At 69.6% G+C, this 17,282-nt stretch carries 26 protein-coding genes; 4 read left to right on the top strand and 22 right to left on the bottom strand.

The annotated features are described in order from the left end of the window. Window positions 1–820 precede the first annotated feature (820 nt). From ACIA8O_RS39935 to ACIA8O_RS39830, 22 genes are all read right to left on the bottom strand, one after another. The gene (locus tag ACIA8O_RS39935; RefSeq protein WP_396299012.1) at window positions 821–1,042 is read right to left on the bottom strand and encodes a hypothetical protein; all 222 of its coding nucleotides are present in this window, start codon (window positions 1,040–1,042) and stop codon (window positions 821–823) included. Beyond that, window positions 1,039–1,197, bottom strand: coding sequence for a hypothetical protein (locus ACIA8O_RS39930; RefSeq protein WP_396299011.1), 159 nt, complete (start codon window positions 1,195–1,197; stop codon window positions 1,039–1,041). Before ACIA8O_RS39930 ends, ACIA8O_RS39935 begins: the two co-directional genes overlap by 4 nt. Window positions 1,198–1,232: 35 nt before the next feature. Further along, window positions 1,233–1,628 (bottom strand): hypothetical protein, encoded by a 396-nt coding sequence (locus ACIA8O_RS39925; RefSeq protein WP_396299010.1) that lies wholly within the window; start codon window positions 1,626–1,628, stop codon window positions 1,233–1,235. Window positions 1,629–1,878: 250 nt separating this feature from the next. Continuing rightward, a complete protein-coding gene (locus tag ACIA8O_RS39920) occupies window positions 1,879–2,592 on the bottom strand; it encodes a peptidoglycan-binding protein (protein ID WP_396299009.1) in 714 nt (237 codons plus the stop codon). 104 nt (window positions 2,593–2,696) lie between these two features. Further along, window positions 2,697–3,275 (bottom strand): hypothetical protein, encoded by a 579-nt coding sequence (locus ACIA8O_RS39915; protein ID WP_396299008.1) that lies wholly within the window; start codon window positions 3,273–3,275, stop codon window positions 2,697–2,699. Between the two features lie 156 nt (window positions 3,276–3,431). Next, window positions 3,432–3,827, bottom strand: a complete 396-nt coding sequence (locus tag ACIA8O_RS39910; protein ID WP_396299007.1) for a hypothetical protein — start codon at window positions 3,825–3,827, stop codon at window positions 3,432–3,434. Continuing rightward, complete coding sequence (locus ACIA8O_RS39905) at window positions 3,820–4,221, bottom strand: hypothetical protein (RefSeq protein ID WP_396299006.1); 402 nt, start codon at window positions 4,219–4,221, stop codon at window positions 3,820–3,822. Before ACIA8O_RS39905 ends, ACIA8O_RS39910 begins: the two co-directional genes overlap by 8 nt. Further along, on the bottom strand, window positions 4,218–5,096 hold the full coding sequence (locus ACIA8O_RS39900; protein ID WP_396299005.1) for a transglycosylase SLT domain-containing protein: 879 nt from the start codon (window positions 5,094–5,096) through the stop codon (window positions 4,218–4,220). The genes ACIA8O_RS39905 and ACIA8O_RS39900 overlap by 4 nt, the downstream gene beginning before the upstream one ends. Beyond that, window positions 5,093–5,365, bottom strand: a complete 273-nt coding sequence (locus tag ACIA8O_RS39895) for a hypothetical protein (RefSeq protein ID WP_396299004.1) — start codon at window positions 5,363–5,365, stop codon at window positions 5,093–5,095. The genes ACIA8O_RS39900 and ACIA8O_RS39895 overlap by 4 nt, the downstream gene beginning before the upstream one ends. Before the next feature lie 17 nt (window positions 5,366–5,382). Further along, window positions 5,383–6,216, bottom strand: coding sequence for a hypothetical protein (locus ACIA8O_RS39890; RefSeq protein ID WP_396299003.1), 834 nt, complete (start codon window positions 6,214–6,216; stop codon window positions 5,383–5,385). Continuing rightward, window positions 6,213–6,947 (bottom strand): hypothetical protein, encoded by a 735-nt coding sequence (locus ACIA8O_RS39885; protein ID WP_396299002.1) that lies wholly within the window; start codon window positions 6,945–6,947, stop codon window positions 6,213–6,215. The genes ACIA8O_RS39890 and ACIA8O_RS39885 overlap by 4 nt, the downstream gene beginning before the upstream one ends. Next, window positions 6,947–7,096: a hypothetical protein gene (locus tag ACIA8O_RS39880; RefSeq protein WP_396299001.1), complete on the bottom strand. Its 150-nt coding sequence runs from the start codon at window positions 7,094–7,096 to the stop codon at window positions 6,947–6,949. Before ACIA8O_RS39880 ends, ACIA8O_RS39885 begins: the two co-directional genes overlap by 1 nt. A gap of 15 nt (window positions 7,097–7,111) precedes the next feature. Further along, window positions 7,112–7,417: a hypothetical protein gene (locus tag ACIA8O_RS39875; RefSeq protein ID WP_396299000.1), complete on the bottom strand. Its 306-nt coding sequence runs from the start codon at window positions 7,415–7,417 to the stop codon at window positions 7,112–7,114. Next, window positions 7,414–8,052 (bottom strand): C40 family peptidase, encoded by a 639-nt coding sequence (locus tag ACIA8O_RS39870; protein ID WP_396298999.1) that lies wholly within the window; start codon window positions 8,050–8,052, stop codon window positions 7,414–7,416. Before ACIA8O_RS39870 ends, ACIA8O_RS39875 begins: the two co-directional genes overlap by 4 nt. Before the next feature lie 4 nt (window positions 8,053–8,056). Further along, entirely contained in the window at window positions 8,057–8,386 is a 330-nt protein-coding gene (locus ACIA8O_RS39865) for a hypothetical protein (RefSeq protein ID WP_396298998.1), read from the bottom strand. 166 nt (window positions 8,387–8,552) lie between these two features. Continuing rightward, complete coding sequence (locus tag ACIA8O_RS39860) at window positions 8,553–8,675, bottom strand: hypothetical protein (RefSeq protein WP_396298997.1); 123 nt, start codon at window positions 8,673–8,675, stop codon at window positions 8,553–8,555. A gap of 10 nt (window positions 8,676–8,685) precedes the next feature. Next, a complete protein-coding gene (locus ACIA8O_RS39855; protein ID WP_396298996.1) occupies window positions 8,686–9,810 on the bottom strand; it encodes a hypothetical protein in 1,125 nt (374 codons plus the stop codon). 45 nt (window positions 9,811–9,855) lie between these two features. Continuing rightward, window positions 9,856–9,990: a hypothetical protein gene (locus ACIA8O_RS39850; protein ID WP_396298995.1), complete on the bottom strand. Its 135-nt coding sequence runs from the start codon at window positions 9,988–9,990 to the stop codon at window positions 9,856–9,858. Window positions 9,991–9,992: 2 nt separating this feature from the next. After that, complete coding sequence (locus tag ACIA8O_RS39845; protein ID WP_396298994.1) at window positions 9,993–10,694, bottom strand: hypothetical protein; 702 nt, start codon at window positions 10,692–10,694, stop codon at window positions 9,993–9,995. Then, on the bottom strand, window positions 10,681–11,157 hold the full coding sequence (locus ACIA8O_RS39840; protein WP_396298993.1) for a hypothetical protein: 477 nt from the start codon (window positions 11,155–11,157) through the stop codon (window positions 10,681–10,683). Before ACIA8O_RS39840 ends, ACIA8O_RS39845 begins: the two co-directional genes overlap by 14 nt. Next, the gene (locus ACIA8O_RS39835; RefSeq protein ID WP_396298992.1) at window positions 11,154–11,666 is read right to left on the bottom strand and encodes a hypothetical protein; all 513 of its coding nucleotides are present in this window, start codon (window positions 11,664–11,666) and stop codon (window positions 11,154–11,156) included. The genes ACIA8O_RS39840 and ACIA8O_RS39835 overlap by 4 nt, the downstream gene beginning before the upstream one ends. A gap of 89 nt (window positions 11,667–11,755) precedes the next feature. Beyond that, window positions 11,756–12,457 (bottom strand): hypothetical protein, encoded by a 702-nt coding sequence (locus ACIA8O_RS39830; RefSeq protein ID WP_396298991.1) that lies wholly within the window; start codon window positions 12,455–12,457, stop codon window positions 11,756–11,758. A gap of 318 nt (window positions 12,458–12,775) precedes the next feature. Between ACIA8O_RS39830 and ACIA8O_RS39825 the strand changes: the two genes are divergently transcribed. The 4 genes from ACIA8O_RS39825 to ACIA8O_RS39810 all read left to right on the top strand — a co-directional run bounded on the left by ACIA8O_RS39825 (window position 12,776) and on the right by ACIA8O_RS39810 (window position 16,316). Continuing rightward, window positions 12,776–13,108, top strand: a complete 333-nt coding sequence (locus ACIA8O_RS39825) for a hypothetical protein (RefSeq protein ID WP_396298990.1) — start codon at window positions 12,776–12,778, stop codon at window positions 13,106–13,108. Then, on the top strand, window positions 13,105–15,141 hold the full coding sequence (locus ACIA8O_RS39820; RefSeq protein WP_396298989.1) for a hypothetical protein: 2,037 nt from the start codon (window positions 13,105–13,107) through the stop codon (window positions 15,139–15,141). The genes ACIA8O_RS39825 and ACIA8O_RS39820 overlap by 4 nt, the downstream gene beginning before the upstream one ends. Continuing rightward, the gene (locus ACIA8O_RS39815) at window positions 15,138–15,878 is read left to right on the top strand and encodes a hypothetical protein (protein ID WP_396298988.1); all 741 of its coding nucleotides are present in this window, start codon (window positions 15,138–15,140) and stop codon (window positions 15,876–15,878) included. Before ACIA8O_RS39820 ends, ACIA8O_RS39815 begins: the two co-directional genes overlap by 4 nt. Before the next feature lie 240 nt (window positions 15,879–16,118). Next, window positions 16,119–16,316, top strand: a complete 198-nt coding sequence (locus ACIA8O_RS39810; protein WP_396298987.1) for a hypothetical protein — start codon at window positions 16,119–16,121, stop codon at window positions 16,314–16,316. Window positions 16,317–17,282: the final 966 nt, after the last annotated feature.

Genomic DNA, 17,282 nt, shown 5'->3' with positions numbered 1-17,282 from the left:
AAAAAAAAAACAGGCCGAGCCTCCGGCTCGGAGCTACGCGGCCTGACGGCCGCTGGCGGCTGACGCCGCCTCGGGGGGTTGCTGCTCCCCGCCTCCGGCGGGGAGGCTGGACGCTACGCGCAGGCGTCGGCGGGGGCGGCGGATGTGGCTGAACGGGGGGAGTACGGGCGCGTCCGGGGGAGCGCACCAGCCCCCGCATGTGGGGGAGCACTCGCACGTGCTCACGCTGCCTCCCTACGCCTCGGCTCCGCCTCGGGGGCCCTGTCGCCCCTGTACGCCTTGTGGCCAGGATACCGGGCCGGTGGATGCTCCAGCGCCTTCCGACGCTCCGGGGGGAGTGCGGACGCACCGAACCACCGGGCGAACTCTTCGTCGCTCATGCTCTGGCTCACGGGAGAACCGTACCCGATTGTTCACAGGTTGTAAGGGCGTTCCGGGAATTGTCATGTGCCCCGTTCGGGTGAACGGCCTTCGGCCTGGACGCGAAAGAGCCCCACCCCCTTGTGGGGGTGGGGCTCTGACGGCTGCTCAGCGCCGGGTGGGGCTCACCTCACCGCAGCACCGTTCCGTACTCGTGCCGGCCGATCCGCAACCGTGGCACCACGTCTTGACCGGCTGAACATCGGAGGGTTCTTCGTCTGCCCTGATCATGCTCTCTCCTCTCGGCAGAACGGCCCCGCCACCGCGAGAGGAGATCAGGCGAGGCGGGGCCGCACTGTGCCCACCAGGACCCACCCTGGGGAGCAGCATGCCGGGGCACATGCGCTGAGCCCGGCCCCCTCAGTGTAGGGGGCCGGGCTCATGTTCGGTACGGGATCGGCTACTTCGGCTTGGAGTTGTACGTGGCCGTTCCGGCGGCGGTGTCCCAGTAGACCGCGCAGGGGAAGCACAGGCAGGTGAAGGGGTGGCCGTTGGTGGGGTTCTCGGGGCGGTAGGGATCGGTCTTGCGGTAGAGCGCTGCCGCCGCTCTCAGCTTGACGCCGAGGCGGTGGAGCCTGCCCCTGGTGAGCCAGTAGGCGAGCCAGACGGACAGGGGTCTCACCTCACCTTCACTGCTGGGGGGCGGACGATGATCGGGGGCGGGGGCTTGGGCTGGATGATGATCGGGACGGGTATCACGGTGGTGTGCTGGCCGGTGGTGGACTCCGAGGGGTAGAGCCACACCATGATGAGCGCGCCTACCAGGGTGAACCCCATGACGAACGAGACGATGGCAACCACCCTGGGGCCGCTCACTGCTGCTTGCCCTCCAGCTTGATCACGTCTCCCCACGGAACGAACACTTCGAGCGGCGTCCCGGCGTTCAGCTCCACGCCGTGCTTGAGGAAGCGCACCCCCGAGCGCTTGATGACGTCATGGCAGGCGTGGCCGTAGGCGTCCACGTGCCACACCCGGACCCACGGGGCGGACTTGATGGAGATCGGTTCCGGCAGCGACGGGCGCGGCGGCGGGGGGACGGGGTTGATCCTCGGGGTGCAGGTGGAGCAGTACGCCTTGCCGGTGCGGGTGAGGGACCAGCCGCTCCGGGTGGGGGTGGCGTAGAAGTCCGCGATGCTGATCGTGGGCGGCAGGCTGCCGTGGCCCGTGCCGTCACAGGCGAACCCGGCGGTGAGATTGGCGAGCGTCAACTTCAGTCCCGTTCAGTTGAGTTGGCTACGGAGAGAAGGGCGGCGGCGAGCACCAGGCCGAGGACCAGGCCGACGGCGACACCAGCGGCTGCGGCGGTCGTGGCCGTGCCGGGCCGTCCGAGGACGGTCCGCAGACGGCGGGCCACCAGAAAACCGCGCACGCGCCGGGCGAGCCCGCCGCCGCCGGTTGGTGCCGCCTCCGCCGCCGGTGCGATGGCGTCAGCCCGAGACCGGCGGCGGAGACGGAGCTTCACGGGGTGACCGGCGCAGTCCAGAGGGAGGCCCACGTGAGGGGCCCGATCAGGCCGTCCACGTCGAGACCCTTCTCCGCCTGGTAGGCGCGGACCACCTTCTCGGTGGCCGGACCGAAGTCGCCATCCACCGCGATGGACCAGCCCCGGTCCTTGAGCCGCTGCTGAGCGGTGCGGACGTCGGGGCCGACGTCGCCACGGCCGAGCGTCGCCCCGCGAAAGGGCGGGTACGGCTTGGGGGCCGGGGTGGACGGCGGCTGCTGCGGCTGCGCGTACGGGGGGCGGATGTAGCCCACGACCGTGCCGGCCGGGTGAACCACCCGCTGCACCACGTTGCGCCAGTTGCCGTCGATGGAGACGCCGTCACCCTCGTACAGGGAGACGTGGTTGACGAAGTAGCTCGCGCCGCCGGGGACCTTGTAGAACACGATGTCGCCGGGCTGGCGGCCCTCGGGGCCCTGGTGCCAGAGACCGGCCTTCTTGCCCGCCATCGCGCCGGACGGCGTCCACGCCCACTCGCGGGTGAGCACGCGGCGCAGGTCCACGCCGCCGCTGTTGAACCAGTCCCACACGGCCATACCGCACCAGGGGCCGTCACCGATCCCGTAGGCGTCGGTGATGACGTTGTGGTTCGAGCCGTCCGGCGACTCGCCGAGGCCGAGGTCCGCGCGCGCGGCGGCGAGCACCTGGTCCACGGTGATGTTCCATCCCATTGGTGATCCTCCCAGATCCTAGGCAGGGACGACCGGCGGCAACCGGTCGTCCCTGCTCCCACAACTGACTTTGCCAGGGGTGCAGTTGAATGCAAGTGGCGTCGTCAGCCCCAGAGATCCCACACGGCTCCGCCGATGCTGAGCCACCCCGTGCTGCCGCTCGCCTGGTTCACCTCCACCCGGCCATCGGCGTTCACGAACAGGGTGGCCCCAACGTTGCTGGCGCAGGCAAGCGGGAAGATCTGGCCCTTCGCCGGGCGCACCCCGACGGGCAGGTCCGCGATGATGCCGTTGGCGGCTCCGGCCGTCGGCTTGAACAGGCCGCGCAGCATGCACGTTCCGTCCGGCATGACGCGGTACTGGACGCGCTGCCAGTTGACGGTGTCGAAGTCGGTCCAGCCGGAGCGCCACGCGATGTTCGTCCACGCCGAGCCGTTGTCCACGCGGCGCGAACTGGGCACGCGCACATCGCCGTTGGAGACGATCAGGTCACCCGCGCCGACGCGCACACCGGCGTTGGCGTAGAACAGGATCTCTCCGGGCGACGACCGGAACACGATGCCGTTGGCGGTGTTCATGGTGATCTGCGTCAGGCCGAGGGTCTGCTCCAGTTGGAACAGGAAGTCGGACGGCTCCATCTTCCAGTACGCGGGCTTGTTGTTGTCGAGGCGGCTGACGTACATCTCGATGCGGGCCGGATCGCTGACGGTGGCGGCGTCGCCGGTGATCGCGGCGCGTCCGGCCTGGAAGGCGTTGGCGTAGGTGTCGAGTGCCCAGTGCGGGGCGGGCAGGACGGAGTCTCCGGGGATGCTGGTGGTGGGGTCCGTGAACGGGATGGGTCATACCTCCGTGTACTCGATCCGGGCGAGTGCCCGGGTGGGACCGACGTCCCACTGAACGGTGAGGGGGGTGTCCGAGGGGACGAACACCGGCGGGTCTTCTAGGGCGTAGTCGAGCTGGCCGGACCGGGTGCCCATGACCACGGCCTCGGGGACGGCCGCGCCGACGTAGACGTACGCGCGGACTGCGGTGGTGGAACCGGGGGTTGAGACGGTGATGCGGTTGACGTACCGGACGCGCCCACCGGAAGCCGCGGTGAGGGTGGCGGTCATCTGGCCCAGTACGTTCTTCGCTTCGAGGGTGGCCACCAGCGGTCGAGGCGGCGGTCCGCCGTCGGCGCTGGTGAGCGGGGGGACGTAGGCGGTCGCTCCGAACGACGCCCACCCGTCAGCCATCGCTCACTTCCGCGAGGAACGAGACGGTGGCGGTGCCGGTGTTGTCAGGATCGGCGACGGCGTACCAGGCGATGCGGGACGTGATCTCGATGGCCTGCCCGGCCGGCAGCCATGCGCCGGTGCCGCTGGTCAGCAGCTCGGCGGCGGGGCCGAGGTAGACGCCGCCGCCCTTGACGCGGACCACCAGGCGCTGACGCCAGGGGTTGGCGCCGATGATCTGTACCGGTCCCACCGGTGCCTGCGCCACGGGTACCTGCCCGGTGGTGGCGTCGGACGCGGCTTGCTGACGCACCCGGAGCGGCTTGGCCGAGATGACGGCGACGGCCACCGGCTCCACCGCCTCGGTGACGTGTTCCTCGTACTGCTCCACCATGCTCGTGTCGGTGGTGGTCACTTCGCTCCCTTCGCGGCGACGGCCGCTGTCTTGGCGGCGACGGACGCGCCGCCGGTTGCTGCTGCTGCTCCGGCCTGACCGGCTTTGCTGGCGGCGGACTTCGCGGCCTTGACGCCCTTGCCGACGACGTTGACGCCGCCGCGCACGGCACCGGCCACGGGGCCGGAGACGTCGGTGGCGGCGAGCATCTTGAGCCCGATCACCAGGGCGACGCCGCCCGCCAGAACCTCCGTCACCCTCAGCCAGTTGTGGGGATCGGCGGTCCACTGCGCGCCCCGGATCATGAGGACGGTCACGGAGTACGCCGCCTTGACGAGTCCGAAGATCCCGCCGCCGCCGCCGTCGGAGTCGCCCCCGCCGCCGCCGCCCCGGATCAGGTTCTCGATGCCCGAGCCCGCGCCGCCGCCGATGCCGCCGGGCAGGCCGGGGATCGGGATCTTCCCGAGCAGCCAGCCGAGGGCCCCGGCGTCCACGACGGTGCCGCCGGAGACGTCGTCAGCGGGGGTGACGCTCGGGGTGCCGGTGCTGGTCTTGCCCACCTGCGCGACGGCGAGCCGGGCCCGGCCCATCTGCGCGTTGAACATGCCGTTGGTGTAGACCTCCCACGGCTGCCACTTGCGTTCCTTCCACAGCACCATCGCAGCAGCGGCGTTGGCGTCGGGGTTCTTCATCGCCTCGGTGGTCCAGCTCGGCCGGGCCTTCACGTGCACGGGTACGTTGATCTGGTAGAGCCCGACGCACCCGATGGAGTTGACGACGTCGGTCCGGCCCGAGGACTCGGCGAGCGCGACGGCGACGGCGACGACCAGGTCCTCACCGCGCCACCCGGCGCGATAGGCCACGTTGGCGATCTGTGCTGGTGAGAGGGTGGTCACTGCGGCTCCACCTTCCGCGCCTTCCGGTAGAGCAGGGCGTACGTCAGCGCCACCGCTCCCGCCAGCACCACGACTTCCCCCGAGCCGGAGACCACCCCCACGGCGGCCACCATGCCGGCCGAGGTCCACGCGGCGGTGGCCTCGGCGTGCGCCAGCGCGGCACTGTCCATCTCGCCTCGGACCGTGGCGAGCGGCGGCAGCGCGGCCCCGTAGATGCTCGGGACCAGCGCCGCCACCGCGACGGCCAGGGCGAGTCGCTGGTTCTCCAACTCGCCGTTCTTCCTTCCTACTTGGGCCAGGGGATCGCGGTGGAGCCACCGGAGTAGATGGTGGTACCGCGCTGGCGGAGCGTTGCCTTGGTGCTCTCCGGGCGTCCGGCCTCGGCGGAGAACTGGTAGTTGTAGAGCTCTTGGCCGGTGAGCCCGGTGCCGTACCGGGCCGCGATGGAGCTGTAGTTGTCGCCGGTCTGGTTGGTGTGCCACGTCTTGAGCGCCGGGTACTTCGGCGACGGGGGCGGGGTCCACACCGGTTGCTGCACCGGCGGCGGCGTCCAGATGACCGGCGGCGGGGGCGGCGTCGGGGTGGGCGTCGGGGTGGGCGTCGGGGTGGTGACTGGCGGCGGCTGGTCCACGATGGTGGGCGGCGGCGGGGAGATCGGCGGCGGCCCGAGGCGGAGGATCGCCTCGTTGACGATCGCGCGCTCTACCGTGGTCAGTCCGTCTCCGCCGAGGTAGCGGCCGACGGCGCGGTCCACCGCCAGCGACTCGTACCCGAGTCCGGTGAGGATCTGGACGGCGCGACGCTGCCACTGCTCGTTCGTGGTGATGGTGCCGCCGGTGCCGGTGCCGGTGTCGGTCTGGCTGCCGGTGCCGCCGGTCTGGCCGACGCCGTTGCTCTTGCCGTAGTTCCAGTCATCGGCTCCGGCCTCGGCCGCCGAGCTGGTGGTGCCGGGGTCCTCGGCGGAGCCCCGGTTGCGCATCATGTACGCGAACACCAGGCCGCCGCCGACCGCCAGCACCCACACGCCCATCGGGAGCGGGCCCACCTTCTTGGTGAACGCGCCCTTGAGATCGGGCAGGCCGGGCCCGTCGCCCTGGTGCTCGTTGTCGTTCTCGCTCACAGTCGCCACCGCCGTCCGGTGACGGGCTGAACGTCGGTTCCGACAACCGCGGATTCGTCCCACGGCGTCGGCATCATCCGCACCGTGTTGCGGTGGATCGGGTCCGGCTCCATCGCGGTCACACCAGCGACGCCGCCCGGGGACGGGACGCCACCGGCGGTGGGGATGGACTGCGTGATCGGGTTGCCCGCGAGCGGCGACGGCATGCCCAACTTGCTGACTTCGAGCGGGTGGTGCGTGGCCCACGAGTCGAACGGCCTGTCCCACAGGTACCGGGGCATGCCCGCCTCGTGGGCGGGATCGCGGCTGGTGCCGCCCGCCTTGTTGACGGTCAGCTCGGTGACGCCGGGGATCGACACCGCGCCGTGCGGCTCGGCCCGGACCGTCAGGGGGCTGGACTCCATCCTCGGGAGAGCGGTGGGGTAGCCCGCCGGGGTGAGCGCGTCGTACTGGCGGCGGCGGTCCGGCTCGCCCACGCTGGCGTGTTCGGCCACCGTGGACGTGCCGGCCGCGCCGGAGCTTGCCGCGCGGTTGTCCGGCCGGACCGGCTGACCGGTCAGCCGCCACGCGAAACGGCCGAGGGTGTGCTCATCCTCGGGGTACTCGCCACCGGGGATCACGTCGCGGGGATCGTCCACGACGGCCCCGGGCGCGTGCTCCATCGGCTGTGCGGCGTCGCCCAGTTGGGCGTACGTCGGCGCGTTCCGGTTCTTCCGACCGAACAGGTTCATCACCGACCCATCGCGGCCCGGAGCGAGCCGGAGAACACGTCACCGACTGCCCGGATGATGCTGGCCGAGGTGGGGTGCGACACGATCACGGTAACCATCGCCACGGTGACGATCGCGGACGCCACGCTCAGCGCCTTGTCGAGACTCATCAACTGCCTTTCTGTCTAGGTGATTTGGGAGGACCGGCGGACGCCGGATCGGGGGGTCAGAGCGCCGTTGATCGCGTGCCACGCCGGTCCGCCGTAGACCACGGCGGAGGAGAGCAGCACCAGCCCGGCGAGCGGTCCGGCCAGCTGCGGCGTGGTGGTGGCGAGCACCGCCAGGCCGAGCCCGGCGAAGGTGTAGCCCAGCCAGATCCGGGCCTCAGGGGCGTCGCCCTGGACGGCCGCCTTGACGGTGACCAGCGCGGCGGAAACGCCGAGGCTGGTGACGATCAGCGCGTTCGCGCGGTCAGTCGTCCACGTGCTCACGTCTCCAGCGCCTTCCTGTATCGGCCGTAGGTGATGGGGCCGGGGCGGACGGCGGAGATCGGGGCGAGCTTGACGACGGTGCCGGTGTGCGGGGCGTGCACCATCTGGCCGCCGCCCGCGACGATTCCGCAGTGGTAGGCCGGGGCTCCGAAGAACACGGCGTCGCCGGGTACGGCCTCGGCCTCGGTGATCCGCTGAGCGGCTGACTGCTGAGCGGCAGCCACTCGGGGGATGGAAATTCCCGCGCCTTTCGCGTAGGCGAATTGCAGGAGACCGGAGCAGTCGAATCCGCCGCCGGTCGGGCCGGAGGAATTTCCGCCGCCCCACACGTACGGGAGGCCCATCTGTGATTTGGCGACGGCGAGAACTCCGCCGCCCGAGCCGCCGCCGCCGGTGCTGACGGAGGTTGGCGAGCCGGACCCCGTGCCGGCCGATCCGGGGGTGTTGGTGGCCAGGATCGCGGCGGCGGCGGACGCCGCCGAGGTGCTGGTCCGGTCGGCCCGGGTGGACGGCTCGCCCCGGAGTACCCGGCCGATCTCGCCCACCAGGCCGCCGTCAGGGTCCTGGATGCCCACCCAGATCATGGCGACGCCGCCGCCGAGCACCAGGATGGTGACCGGGAGGTTCATCGCCATGGCGTCAGAACGGGGCCTTGTTCAGACCGCCGCCGTCCGCGAGGGGCTGCGGCACGATCGGTGCCGAACCGTCCGCCCGGTGCTCCGCCAGCGCCTCCGCCACGGCCGTCCGGATGCGCGCGGTCAGCACGCCGTTGGTCTGGCTGGTGATCACGGAGAGTGCCTGATCCTGGGCGTCCGAGCGCTGGTCGAGACGGCTGACGACGAACGCCGCGCCGAGCACCGGGGTCACCAGGCCGACGTACGCGAGGGTGTCCACGCCCTTGATCGAGAGGACGACGAACCCGGCGATGGCCGCGACGAACAGGGCGAGCTGAACGAACTGGTTCCGCATCAGGCCCCCTTGCCGAGCTTGCTGGTGACCAGCGCGACGACGCGGGGGAGAACGAACATGCCGAGGGCCGCACCGACCACCAGGCTCTTTGTGTCGAGACCGAACACGTAATTCCTTCCTTTTCAGGAACGGGGCCCGGAATGCTTTTCCGGGCCCCGTTCCGGGGTTAGTCGCCCAGACGGACGTTGACGGAGCCGAAGCTCCTTCGCATGACGGAGAGGAGAACCACCGCGCCGATCACCATGAGACCGGCCACCTTGGCGGTGTCGAGTTCCGAGAGGAATTCCACGGTGATTACCTCAGCTCACGAAGATCTCGGACGCGGCGGCCACGTCGTTGGTGATCACGGTGAGGGTTCCGGAGCTGGTGAAGTTGCCGGAGATCTCGAAGCGGGTGGACTGAGTGGTTCCGAGGTACTGGTCCCGGAGTTCACCGCCGAGCTTGCCGTCGAAGTCGTGGATGTAGTCCTCCACGAAAACGCCGTTGTCGAGACCGTTGACCGCCTCGGCGGTGCCGGAGTAACCGGTCTTCCGGAACATCTCGTGACGCCAGACATCACGCCCGTAGGTCTTCAGAAGGCGGGTGTCCCAGTAGAGGGAGGCCGGGTCCGGGAAACCGGTGGCACCGCCGGAACGGGTGCCGGAGCCGTCCCGGAACACGAAGATGAGGTTGCGGATGAGCGAGCCCATCCGGGGGAGGCGGAGGGTGTTGAAGCCGGAGTTCACCGGAATGGTGGTCTTCGACCAGTAGGAGGTGGTGCCGATCGCCGGGGGCTGCTGCGCGGTGGCATTTCCCTTGAGATCGGTCTGCGGCGGCTGAGACCAGGCGTCGAGGTACGCGCGGACGCGGACGGACGGAAGGGTGGAAGGCGCGACGCCGTAGATCTGGTTCGACGGAGCGAGGGTGATCCGGAGCTTCCAGGTGCTCGCGGCATTGGCGTTGGGCAATGCGCCCAAGCCCTCTCGGGCCGAGATTTCCACCGGCACACGGAGGAGCATCCGCCAGTTTCCGCCGGTGCCGGAAACGGCCGAGTACATCGGGGTAGCCTTCGGGTCCGAGCCGAAAGCGTACCCGCCGTACTTGTTGGCGAGGTACAGGTCATAGCCCGAGAAAGGGCCGACGATCGGAGCGCCGTTGACGTCGATCAGAGCGATTTCCGAGATGGCGGACCACGGGGAATCCTCGGTCGCGGTCACACCGGCACCGGAACCACCGGACGCCTGAATGTCCAGGACGATATTCCGGAGGTAGCCGTACGCCGGCACGTCCCACGGACCCATGGCCACCGAGGTGGCACCGAGAGCCTGGGTGACGTCCACCATCGGCTCGATGTGCTCGTGTGCGGCCCTGGTGAACGGCACCAGCAGGGTCGGGCGCCCCTTCTGACCGCTGGTGCTCGCCGCCGGTGCGGCGGTGTCCTTCATGACGGTTGCGGGAATTTCAGAACCCCTTTCCGGGTGAGTTGTGGATCAGAAGATGTAGGCCATGGCCTGACCGACCTTGTTGTCGGACCAATGGGCAGCCGCGGAGCGCCAGAGGAATCCGAAGATGACGACATACGCGGCGGTCGAGAGGAATTCCACAGGCGAGATGTGGACGTGCATTTTCACCCCCTTCCGGGGAAGAACCGCATCATTTCGCCGTCTCGGGTGTTGATGTAAAGCACCTCGTGCTTGGCGAGACTCATGATGGTTTCTTGGACTTGCTTGGCGGAGATTCCGCCAAGTCCGCCGATGCGCCGTAGGTCCCGCTCGTCATTGCTTTTCCACGCGAAAAGGTGGGTGCATTGCGAGTACGCAAAGAGGGGGACATGGGCGGGGCGCTGAGTTCCGCCGACCAGAGAAAGCCCAATCGACCGGCCTTGAGTCCAGTACGTTTCCAGGAGCTTTGTCAGGCGGAGCATGTGACACAGGTAGTACAGTTCATCGGCGAAGACGGTCCAGCCGCCTTGCGTGAACATCTCGCGTAGAGCGCGGTCTATCTGGATCTGTTGGTTCGCCATGTCTTCCGGTTTCCGGAAGGCAGGCCAGAGAACGACTCGCTGTTCCCTTCGCCCGGCAATCGGCGGCGGCGGCCACGCGCGAATGAGCTTGTGCTTCTCCTTGCGGATGAGCTTCATCAGCGTGTTGTCGGCCGGTTTGGTTCCGAGGGCCGTTACGAATTGACGGCGGTGCAAGAGCTGCACCATCAACGTCGTCTTACCGGAACCCGTCGGACCGACGGCGGTTATGTGCTCGCCCTGCTGCCAGACGAAGCGTTCCAGGAACTCGGCGAAGGAAACGCGCTCTACTACGTCACGCGGTGGCACCGGGGCTTTCGGAACTGCCCGGAACACCGAGCATGGCCGCGATGTTCTTCGGAACCGCGCCGTGGTTCGCCATGATCCCGAGAACGATCGGGAGGGTGGCGGCGACGACGCCGGACCACGCACCAGCGGTGAGAGCCCGCTCCAAGTTGGAACGGACGGCAGGGTTCTCTTCCGCCAGCTTCGTGAGCGCGGAAGCCAGCGCCGGAATGCCTTCCAGCATCACCATGCCGTCGGCCGGGGACGCGATGGCCACCAGCGTTCCGACGGTCGTCATGGAAGCGCCGAGCCGCTTTTCCAGGGAAGCCGCAGTGGGCTTTCTGGCGGCGGAAGTGCGCTGCGTCGGGGCCTTGTCCTCGGGGTTCTTCCGGGGCCGTCCACGCCCGCGCTTCGGCGGCTCGGCGGCCGGCACGGCGGTCTCGATGGGCGGCATCTCGGGCAGGTCGAGGATGGTGTCCGTGGTCATCGGCCACCCCTCGGACGGAACCACCAGTGATCCACGGTGGGCGGCTTGTCGGGGCCGGGCTGCTCCGGGGCGCGGTCACTCTCGGTGGCGGCGGGCGGGGCGTCGGCGGCGTCGTCGTCCTTCTCGGCGGCGTCGTCCTGGTGCTCGGGCTCGGCGTCGGCGGGGGCCGGATCGGAGGCGAGCGCGGCAGCGCCGACGGCGGTGTCCACTGCCTCGGCGGCGTCGGCCTCGGCCTCGGGCGTACCGGCCGCCTCGGCGGCGACGACAGCGGCGGCGGCGGCTTCGAGCGCGCGGTCCGCGTGCTCGGTCGCGGCGGCGGCGTCTCCGGCGGCGTCGGCCTCGGCGGCTGCCTTCGACTCCTCGGCGGCGGCCTCGGCGGCGGCGGCGGCTCCGGCCTCGGCGGCCTCGGTCTCGGCCTCGGTGGTGGCCTCGGGGATCTCCTCACCTGCCTCGGCGGCGGCAAGGAGATCAGCTAGGAATTTCCGCTGATCTGCGGTAAGTTCGGGCATGAAAAAACCCCTGACGGTGTCGGTCGTGAAAGTTGGTAGCTCTCACTTCTGACACTGCCAGGGGTTTTTTTTAATGCAAGCCGTTGAATTTAAGCGGACTTGCGGTATGTCTCGAAAATACCGCGCGCGTAACGGTCGGAGCATCCGAGGGAAAGCGCCAGCTCAGCGGGGGTGGGGAACGGCTGACGCGCGCGGCGGAGCTGGATCAGCATCTCGATCCCTTTTTCTCCGATGGTGCCGGGCTGGTAGACGGCCACCGCCTCACGCTGGCCGGGCATCGGGTAGACGTTGGTCTCGGCCTCGGCCTCGGGGGCGTCGTCCTGGTGCTCGTTGTCGAGCTGCGGCACCGGCACCGGCGAGCGGTCCGGCTCCGGCTCCGACGGCGCGTCAGCGAGCTGCACCTCAGCACTCATCCGGGCGAACAGGTGGATGAGGTACCCGGCCGCCAGCGCGGGCACGGCGGACACCAGGATCGAGAGAACGGCCATCCACTCGGCGGGCCAGTTCCCGCCGGTGACCACGTACACGTGGTAGACGGCGTTCCCCGCGATGGACGCGCCCACCAGGGCGAGCACACCGCGCCACGCCAGCGCGCGCAGCTCGGCCCCGAGCTGACGGGCCACCAGCACCCCGGCGGCCACGGCGGCGACGTCCAGCGTCAGCGGCAGGCCCTTGCGGGTGGACTTGCTCCACCCGGCCAGCTCGGCGAGGTGCCAGAGCCCGTCGTATGAGGCGTACAGCGCGGCGGCGGTGGCCACCAGGCCGGCAGTGATGACGACGCCGGGCCCCATCAACCAGTGTCCGAAACGGCGTGCCTGAACGGTCAGTTCCACAGTTATCCTCGGTGTGTAGGTCAGACGGCCGCGCCCCCTCGGGAAAGGGTTGGGCGCGGCCGTTGGCGTTCCTGCGGTTGGCTTGATCGGACTGTATCGCTCCGCAGGGTGAATCTCCCGCAACTTGTAGAAGTTCCAAACTGTAGTGCGCTACAGTTTCGTTGTCGGTGACACACCGGCACGGGAGGATCACCGGCGCGGCCAAGCCGCGCCCTGCACCAGGGGGTTGACATGTCGTTCGATCGACTGTTGCCGAGCCCGGCTCAGATCCGGGTCATGAGCAGATACGCGGACGCCCCGGGCAACATGGGGCTGTACCTGCGGCAGGCGGAGTTCATCACCTGCCTGACCACCGCCGCCGCCCAGTACCCGGGGGCCGAGCTGGTGGTCACCGGACACGAGATCCGGGATGCCGCCGAAGCGGCGGCCACCGAGGGGTGGCTGACCGATGACCTGTGGGTGGTGTCGCCGCACTCCGGCATCCGCCAGCTCACCACGGCCGCGAGCAACCTGATCACGATCACCATCACGCACCAGCGGCTCGCCGAGTGGGACGACAAGCTCCGGGCTGCCCGTGCCCGGACCGAACTGACGGAGGAAAAGCGATGACGGCTCAGTCCTACGCCGAGACGCTGGAGAGCCTGCGCGAGACGCACCGGGCGAAGGTCAAGGCAGAGAAGCGCGTCACCGAGCTGACGGAGAAAATCAAGAAGCTGGCGGCGTACGCCATGACGCAGCCCGAGGCGAAGAACAAGGTGGTGGCGGCGGCGGCAGGGTTCAGCGAGTCCTACCTCTCGCAGATCGCACCGGCCCGGCAGACGCGGGCCCTGGTGGCGGCGGCCAAGCGGGCGGGCGTCATCGGCTCGGCAACCATGCCGGCCGAATCCGCGGTTGCCCCTGCGCCGAAAAAGCGCGCTGCGCCGCGCGGTTCGGTGGCCGCGCGGCTCGCCGAGGCGGTGGGCGTCGCCACCGCGCCGACGCCGGAGCCGAAGACGACGGTGGACGCGGACCAACCGCAGCTCGGCGCGCGCGTGCTGCCGGGGATCGCGCACGATGACGTGGTGCGCTGCGAGTACGGCGTCAGCAGCAAGCGCAAGACGACGCCGCAGAAGGGGCGCGTGGTGGCGGTGGCCGACGCCGCCGGGAACCTCTACTACAAGAACACCCACAGCAAGCTGAGCATTGGCGCGGGCAAGCCCGGTGACTGGCTGCGCGCGCTGCCCGCCGACGTAGAGCGGGTGTTCTTCACCGGGCCGCGCCCGTGGCACGACGTCAACTCGGGCCGCACGATGACCGAGGACGTCCGCGAGTGGCTGGCCGCTCCGCTCCCCGAGGGGTGGAAGGCGGGCAGCCACCACCCCGACGCGCGCAACCCCTGCGGCCGGTTCATGACGACGGGCCGTTCGGTGGAGCTGCGGCACGCGGGCGAGTGGACGGGCGGAGACTGCGACGTCGCCCCGGCGGTGGTCTGGCACGCCTTCCGCATGCTCCGTGAGGGCATCCGCTCGCGGTTCGAGAACAAGAAGTCGGCCACCGTGTCGGTGGAGCTGCTGGGCAGCCCCACCAGCACCGGTCAGGATCTCTGGTCCCGCTCGATCCCGTACGGCACCGAGTACCCGGTCATGTCCGCCGAGCTGCGCGAGCTGATCAGCACCACGTCGGGCCAGGGCCGGTTCGAGCTGCTGAACCCCGGCGCGGATGAACTGCCGGAACTGCACTACTACGACAGCGTGTTCGCCTACTCGGCGATCACGTGGGGAATGCCGGTGGGCACCCCGACGCGGGTCACCCGGCAGGGGTACGCGCAGATGGACGCCGAGGCCAAGAAGAAGGCCGTGCGCGGCCGTTCGCGCTGGCACGCCACGGTGACCGTGCCCGCCGACTGGAACCACGTGGGCATCCTCCCGGCGTCCGGGATGGACGGGTGGGAGTACCCGTCCGAGCCCGGCCGGAAGTTCACCACCTGGGCGGGCGGCTCGGAAATCTGGCTGGCGCTCGAACACGGCTGGAAGGTGGAGATGCGGGAGGGCATCACCTGGGCCGAGGGCAAGCCGCTCAACCTGTGGCGCGACAAGGTGACGGACCTCTGGGAGGGGTTCAACGCGCTGGCCGCCACCCACACCGATCCGAACTGGCGTCAGGTGGCGCGGGTGGCCGCCAAGATGGCGCGGTCCATCCTGCTCCACACCATCGGCGGGTTCGCCAGCAAGGGACGCCAGCGCTCCGGCCTGGTGGCCATCGGTGACGAGCACCTGGTCCCGCGCGGCGCCCGAGCCCAGCAGACCGACGACGGCCGCTCGATCCTGTGGCAGATGACGGAGCGGAGCGGGGAGGCGGACCAGTACTCCCACCCGGAGTGGGCCGCCGAGATCTGGTCCCGCCAGCGGGCCCGGCTGCTGATCGCGCCGGGGGACACCGGGGTACTGGCCGGAGTCGCGGCCGGACGGCCGAAGCTGACGAAGTCGCAGATCCTCGCCTTCCGCAACGACGCGGTGTTCGCCACCGCCGACACCGGCTGGACGAACCCGGAGAACCAGCCCGGCCGGTTCCGGGCCAAGGGGCGCATCCTGTCGCCGGTGGCCCGCCCGAAGTCCGTCACCGAGCTGCTGGCGCTGCGCGACCGTGCGGAGGGTGAGCTGTGAGCACTCCACCGCTGGACGCCCGAGCGATCGTCAACGAGCTGCTGGAGCGCGGGTTCTCGCAGACCGACGTGGCGCGCGGACTCAAGCTGACCGCCAAGGGGAGCGGGTCCTACGTCGGCCAGATCGCGGCCGGCAAAAAGAAGTCGGGCAAGCTCTCCGAGCTGCGGCGTCTGCTGGACGCCGCGCGCCGCGCCGGTGACGTGCCGCGCGGCCGGGGCCGGGCCGCCACCGAGGCCCGGCAGGACATCATGGCGCGGGCCTCGGTGGAGCGGACGCCCCGTCAGCGCAAGTCCGGCGAGACGGCCGCCGTCCGCCGCAAGACCGCCGAGGTGCGGAAGAACGGGGCACTCCACGTTGTTGCTGCGGAGCAGGCACTCAACTCCGCCGGTGGCGGCAAGCCGATCGCCGAGGCCATCGCGGCGTACGCGCAGTACAACGGCCGGTTCGCCCTGACGATCGTCGGGCGGTTCGACAAGAACACCCCGTTCAGCGACACGTACTGGACGCCGTACTACAGCAAGACGAAGCGCAAGCCCACCCGGAAGATCGGCCCGGCGAACGTGCGGGAGGCGAATCTCGGCAACCGGGGCCGGGGGTACAGCGCGGCGGAGTGGCTGGCGTACATCGAGGCGGCGGGTTCGTTCACGGCGGCACTTGCCACGTGGCTTGATACCAACGGGTACGACGTGCCCACGAAGTTCCTGCGCGTCACGCTTGACGGCTGGTTGCCCGCGTAGCCAGTAAATCCGCAGGAAGGCGCGGGGTGGTTCCCTACCACCCCGCGCCTTAAACACGCCATAGCACAACCTACAGATTAGGCCAAAATCCTTAAAGAATGTGGTCCGCTCCGCTTTTCGAACGTCGGTCCGAGGGGCTATGGTCAACGTTGGGAGGATCACCCGGCGTCCACAAGGGGACACCGGGGGCCACATCGTGTGCACATCAAAAACGCACGCGGGCACCGTATGGGGAGGATCATGAGCACTCGCACCAGGGCCGGGCAGCATTACGCCAACAACCGGATGTTCACCGGGGATGCCGGCCGGGAAGTCCGCCAGCACATGAGTGACGTCGCGTACCGGCACGCGCTGCGCCTGACGATGGGTGGTGATCTCCCGCGCTCGCTCGGGAACGTCAGCCACAACCGTCCCGCGCCGAAGGGCCTGCCGGAGTAGGCCCGGACACGAGAAAGCCCCCGCCGTGTGGCGGGGGCTTCCTTCGGCCGAACAGGGTTGGATCTGGGAGGATCACCTTCAACGGCCGCAACGATCACCCTACCGGGTAATTCCGGTGTCAGACACCAGTCCTGACGCCTCCTCATGTAGAGTGCCGTTGACCAACAAATTCATATCGGTACAGTTCGAGTCCTCGGGGTTGCCGCCCCATAGTGAGTGCTCGCGCTCCACCTGGTTCTACGTCGCTGGGTGGCTTGGTGCTTCCCAACGACACGCTTGAAGCCCAAGGTAGCACGTGCCGGTTCGCCCTGCCCAGGATGAGCAGCAAGCAGCCAGCACCAGACACCGCCCGCACCGGTAATCCCTCGGCTCTGAGGGGCAAGTCCGACGGGCGTTCGAGAGCAGGGACCAGCCCCGGGAATCGCCGAGGGCCCCCTGTGGAGAGCTACGGGATTAAGCCCGAGCCGGTCAGCGCACGCCTTCTCTCGGGTGAATCCTTGCGCGATCAGACGGTGAGTGTCGCCCGGGTAATCCCCCGGGGGTGGAGGCGCAACCGGGGAACGTGCGTCCGCAGGACGCTACGGCGGGCGTCAAGGACGGGGGTTGGGGCTGCTTCGCACCGCGCCGTAGGCGGCGGGCGAGCTGACGCGGCGGGGCCGCAGGCCCGTATGGTGTCCAGCGCCGCGCCCGGTGCAACCGGGCGCGGGGACGGACAAGCAGACAAGAGGGGTGCTCGGGGGCGGGGGTTGCTCGCAGCCTCCGCAGGGGGCGCGCGGGCAACGCGCCGAGGGGGTGAACTTGCGACGGCGGGCGTCAGAGAGGGGGTACGATGTGAGCGAAGCGCCAGCGAAGCGAGGGAGAGGCGGCCGGCATGGCAGAGAGTGAAGCCGCGGGTTACGGTGCGTCAGCACCGGAGGGCCGTCAGGCCCGATAGCTCCGAGCCGGAGGCTCGGTCCGTTTTTTTTT

It is taken from the genome of Kitasatospora sp. NPDC051853 (assembly GCF_044452665.1).
Taxonomy (GTDB): Bacteria; Actinomycetota; Actinomycetes; order Streptomycetales; family Streptomycetaceae; genus Kitasatospora.
This window is presented reverse-complemented; position numbering and strand designations above follow the sequence as displayed.

Coding starts and splice junctions, on each gene's coding strand:
- ACIA8O_RS39930 (WP_396299011.1), bottom strand. CDS start 1,197: ATGGGGTTCACCCTGGTAGGCGCGCTCATCATGGTGTGGCTCTACCCC.
- ACIA8O_RS39920 (WP_396299009.1), bottom strand. CDS start 2,592: ATGGGATGGAACATCACCGTGGACCAGGTGCTCGCCGCCGCGCGCGCG.
- ACIA8O_RS39915 (WP_396299008.1), bottom strand. CDS start 3,275: ATGTACGTCAGCCGCCTCGACAACAACAAGCCCGCGTACTGGAAGATG.
- ACIA8O_RS39910 (WP_396299007.1), bottom strand. CDS start 3,827: ATGGCTGACGGGTGGGCGTCGTTCGGAGCGACCGCCTACGTCCCCCCG.
- ACIA8O_RS39885 (WP_396299002.1), bottom strand. CDS start 6,947: ATGAACCTGTTCGGTCGGAAGAACCGGAACGCGCCGACGTACGCCCAA.
- ACIA8O_RS39880 (WP_396299001.1), bottom strand. CDS start 7,096: ATGAGTCTCGACAAGGCGCTGAGCGTGGCGTCCGCGATCGTCACCGTG.
- ACIA8O_RS39870 (WP_396298999.1), bottom strand. CDS start 8,052: ATGGCGATGAACCTCCCGGTCACCATCCTGGTGCTCGGCGGCGGCGTC.
- ACIA8O_RS39865 (WP_396298998.1), bottom strand. CDS start 8,386: ATGCGGAACCAGTTCGTTCAGCTCGCCCTGTTCGTCGCGGCCATCGCC.
- ACIA8O_RS39855 (WP_396298996.1), bottom strand. CDS start 9,810: ATGAAGGACACCGCCGCACCGGCGGCGAGCACCAGCGGTCAGAAGGGG.
- ACIA8O_RS39850 (WP_396298995.1), bottom strand. CDS start 9,990: ATGCACGTCCACATCTCGCCTGTGGAATTCCTCTCGACCGCCGCGTAT.
- ACIA8O_RS39840 (WP_396298993.1), bottom strand. CDS start 11,157: ATGACCACGGACACCATCCTCGACCTGCCCGAGATGCCGCCCATCGAG.
- ACIA8O_RS39835 (WP_396298992.1), bottom strand. CDS start 11,666: ATGCCCGAACTTACCGCAGATCAGCGGAAATTCCTAGCTGATCTCCTT.
- ACIA8O_RS39830 (WP_396298991.1), bottom strand. CDS start 12,457: ATGGGGCCCGGCGTCGTCATCACTGCCGGCCTGGTGGCCACCGCCGCC.
- ACIA8O_RS39825 (WP_396298990.1), top strand. CDS start 12,776: ATGAGCAGATACGCGGACGCCCCGGGCAACATGGGGCTGTACCTGCGG.
- ACIA8O_RS39820 (WP_396298989.1), top strand. CDS start 13,105: ATGACGGCTCAGTCCTACGCCGAGACGCTGGAGAGCCTGCGCGAGACG.
- ACIA8O_RS39810 (WP_396298987.1), top strand. CDS start 16,119: ATGAGCACTCGCACCAGGGCCGGGCAGCATTACGCCAACAACCGGATG.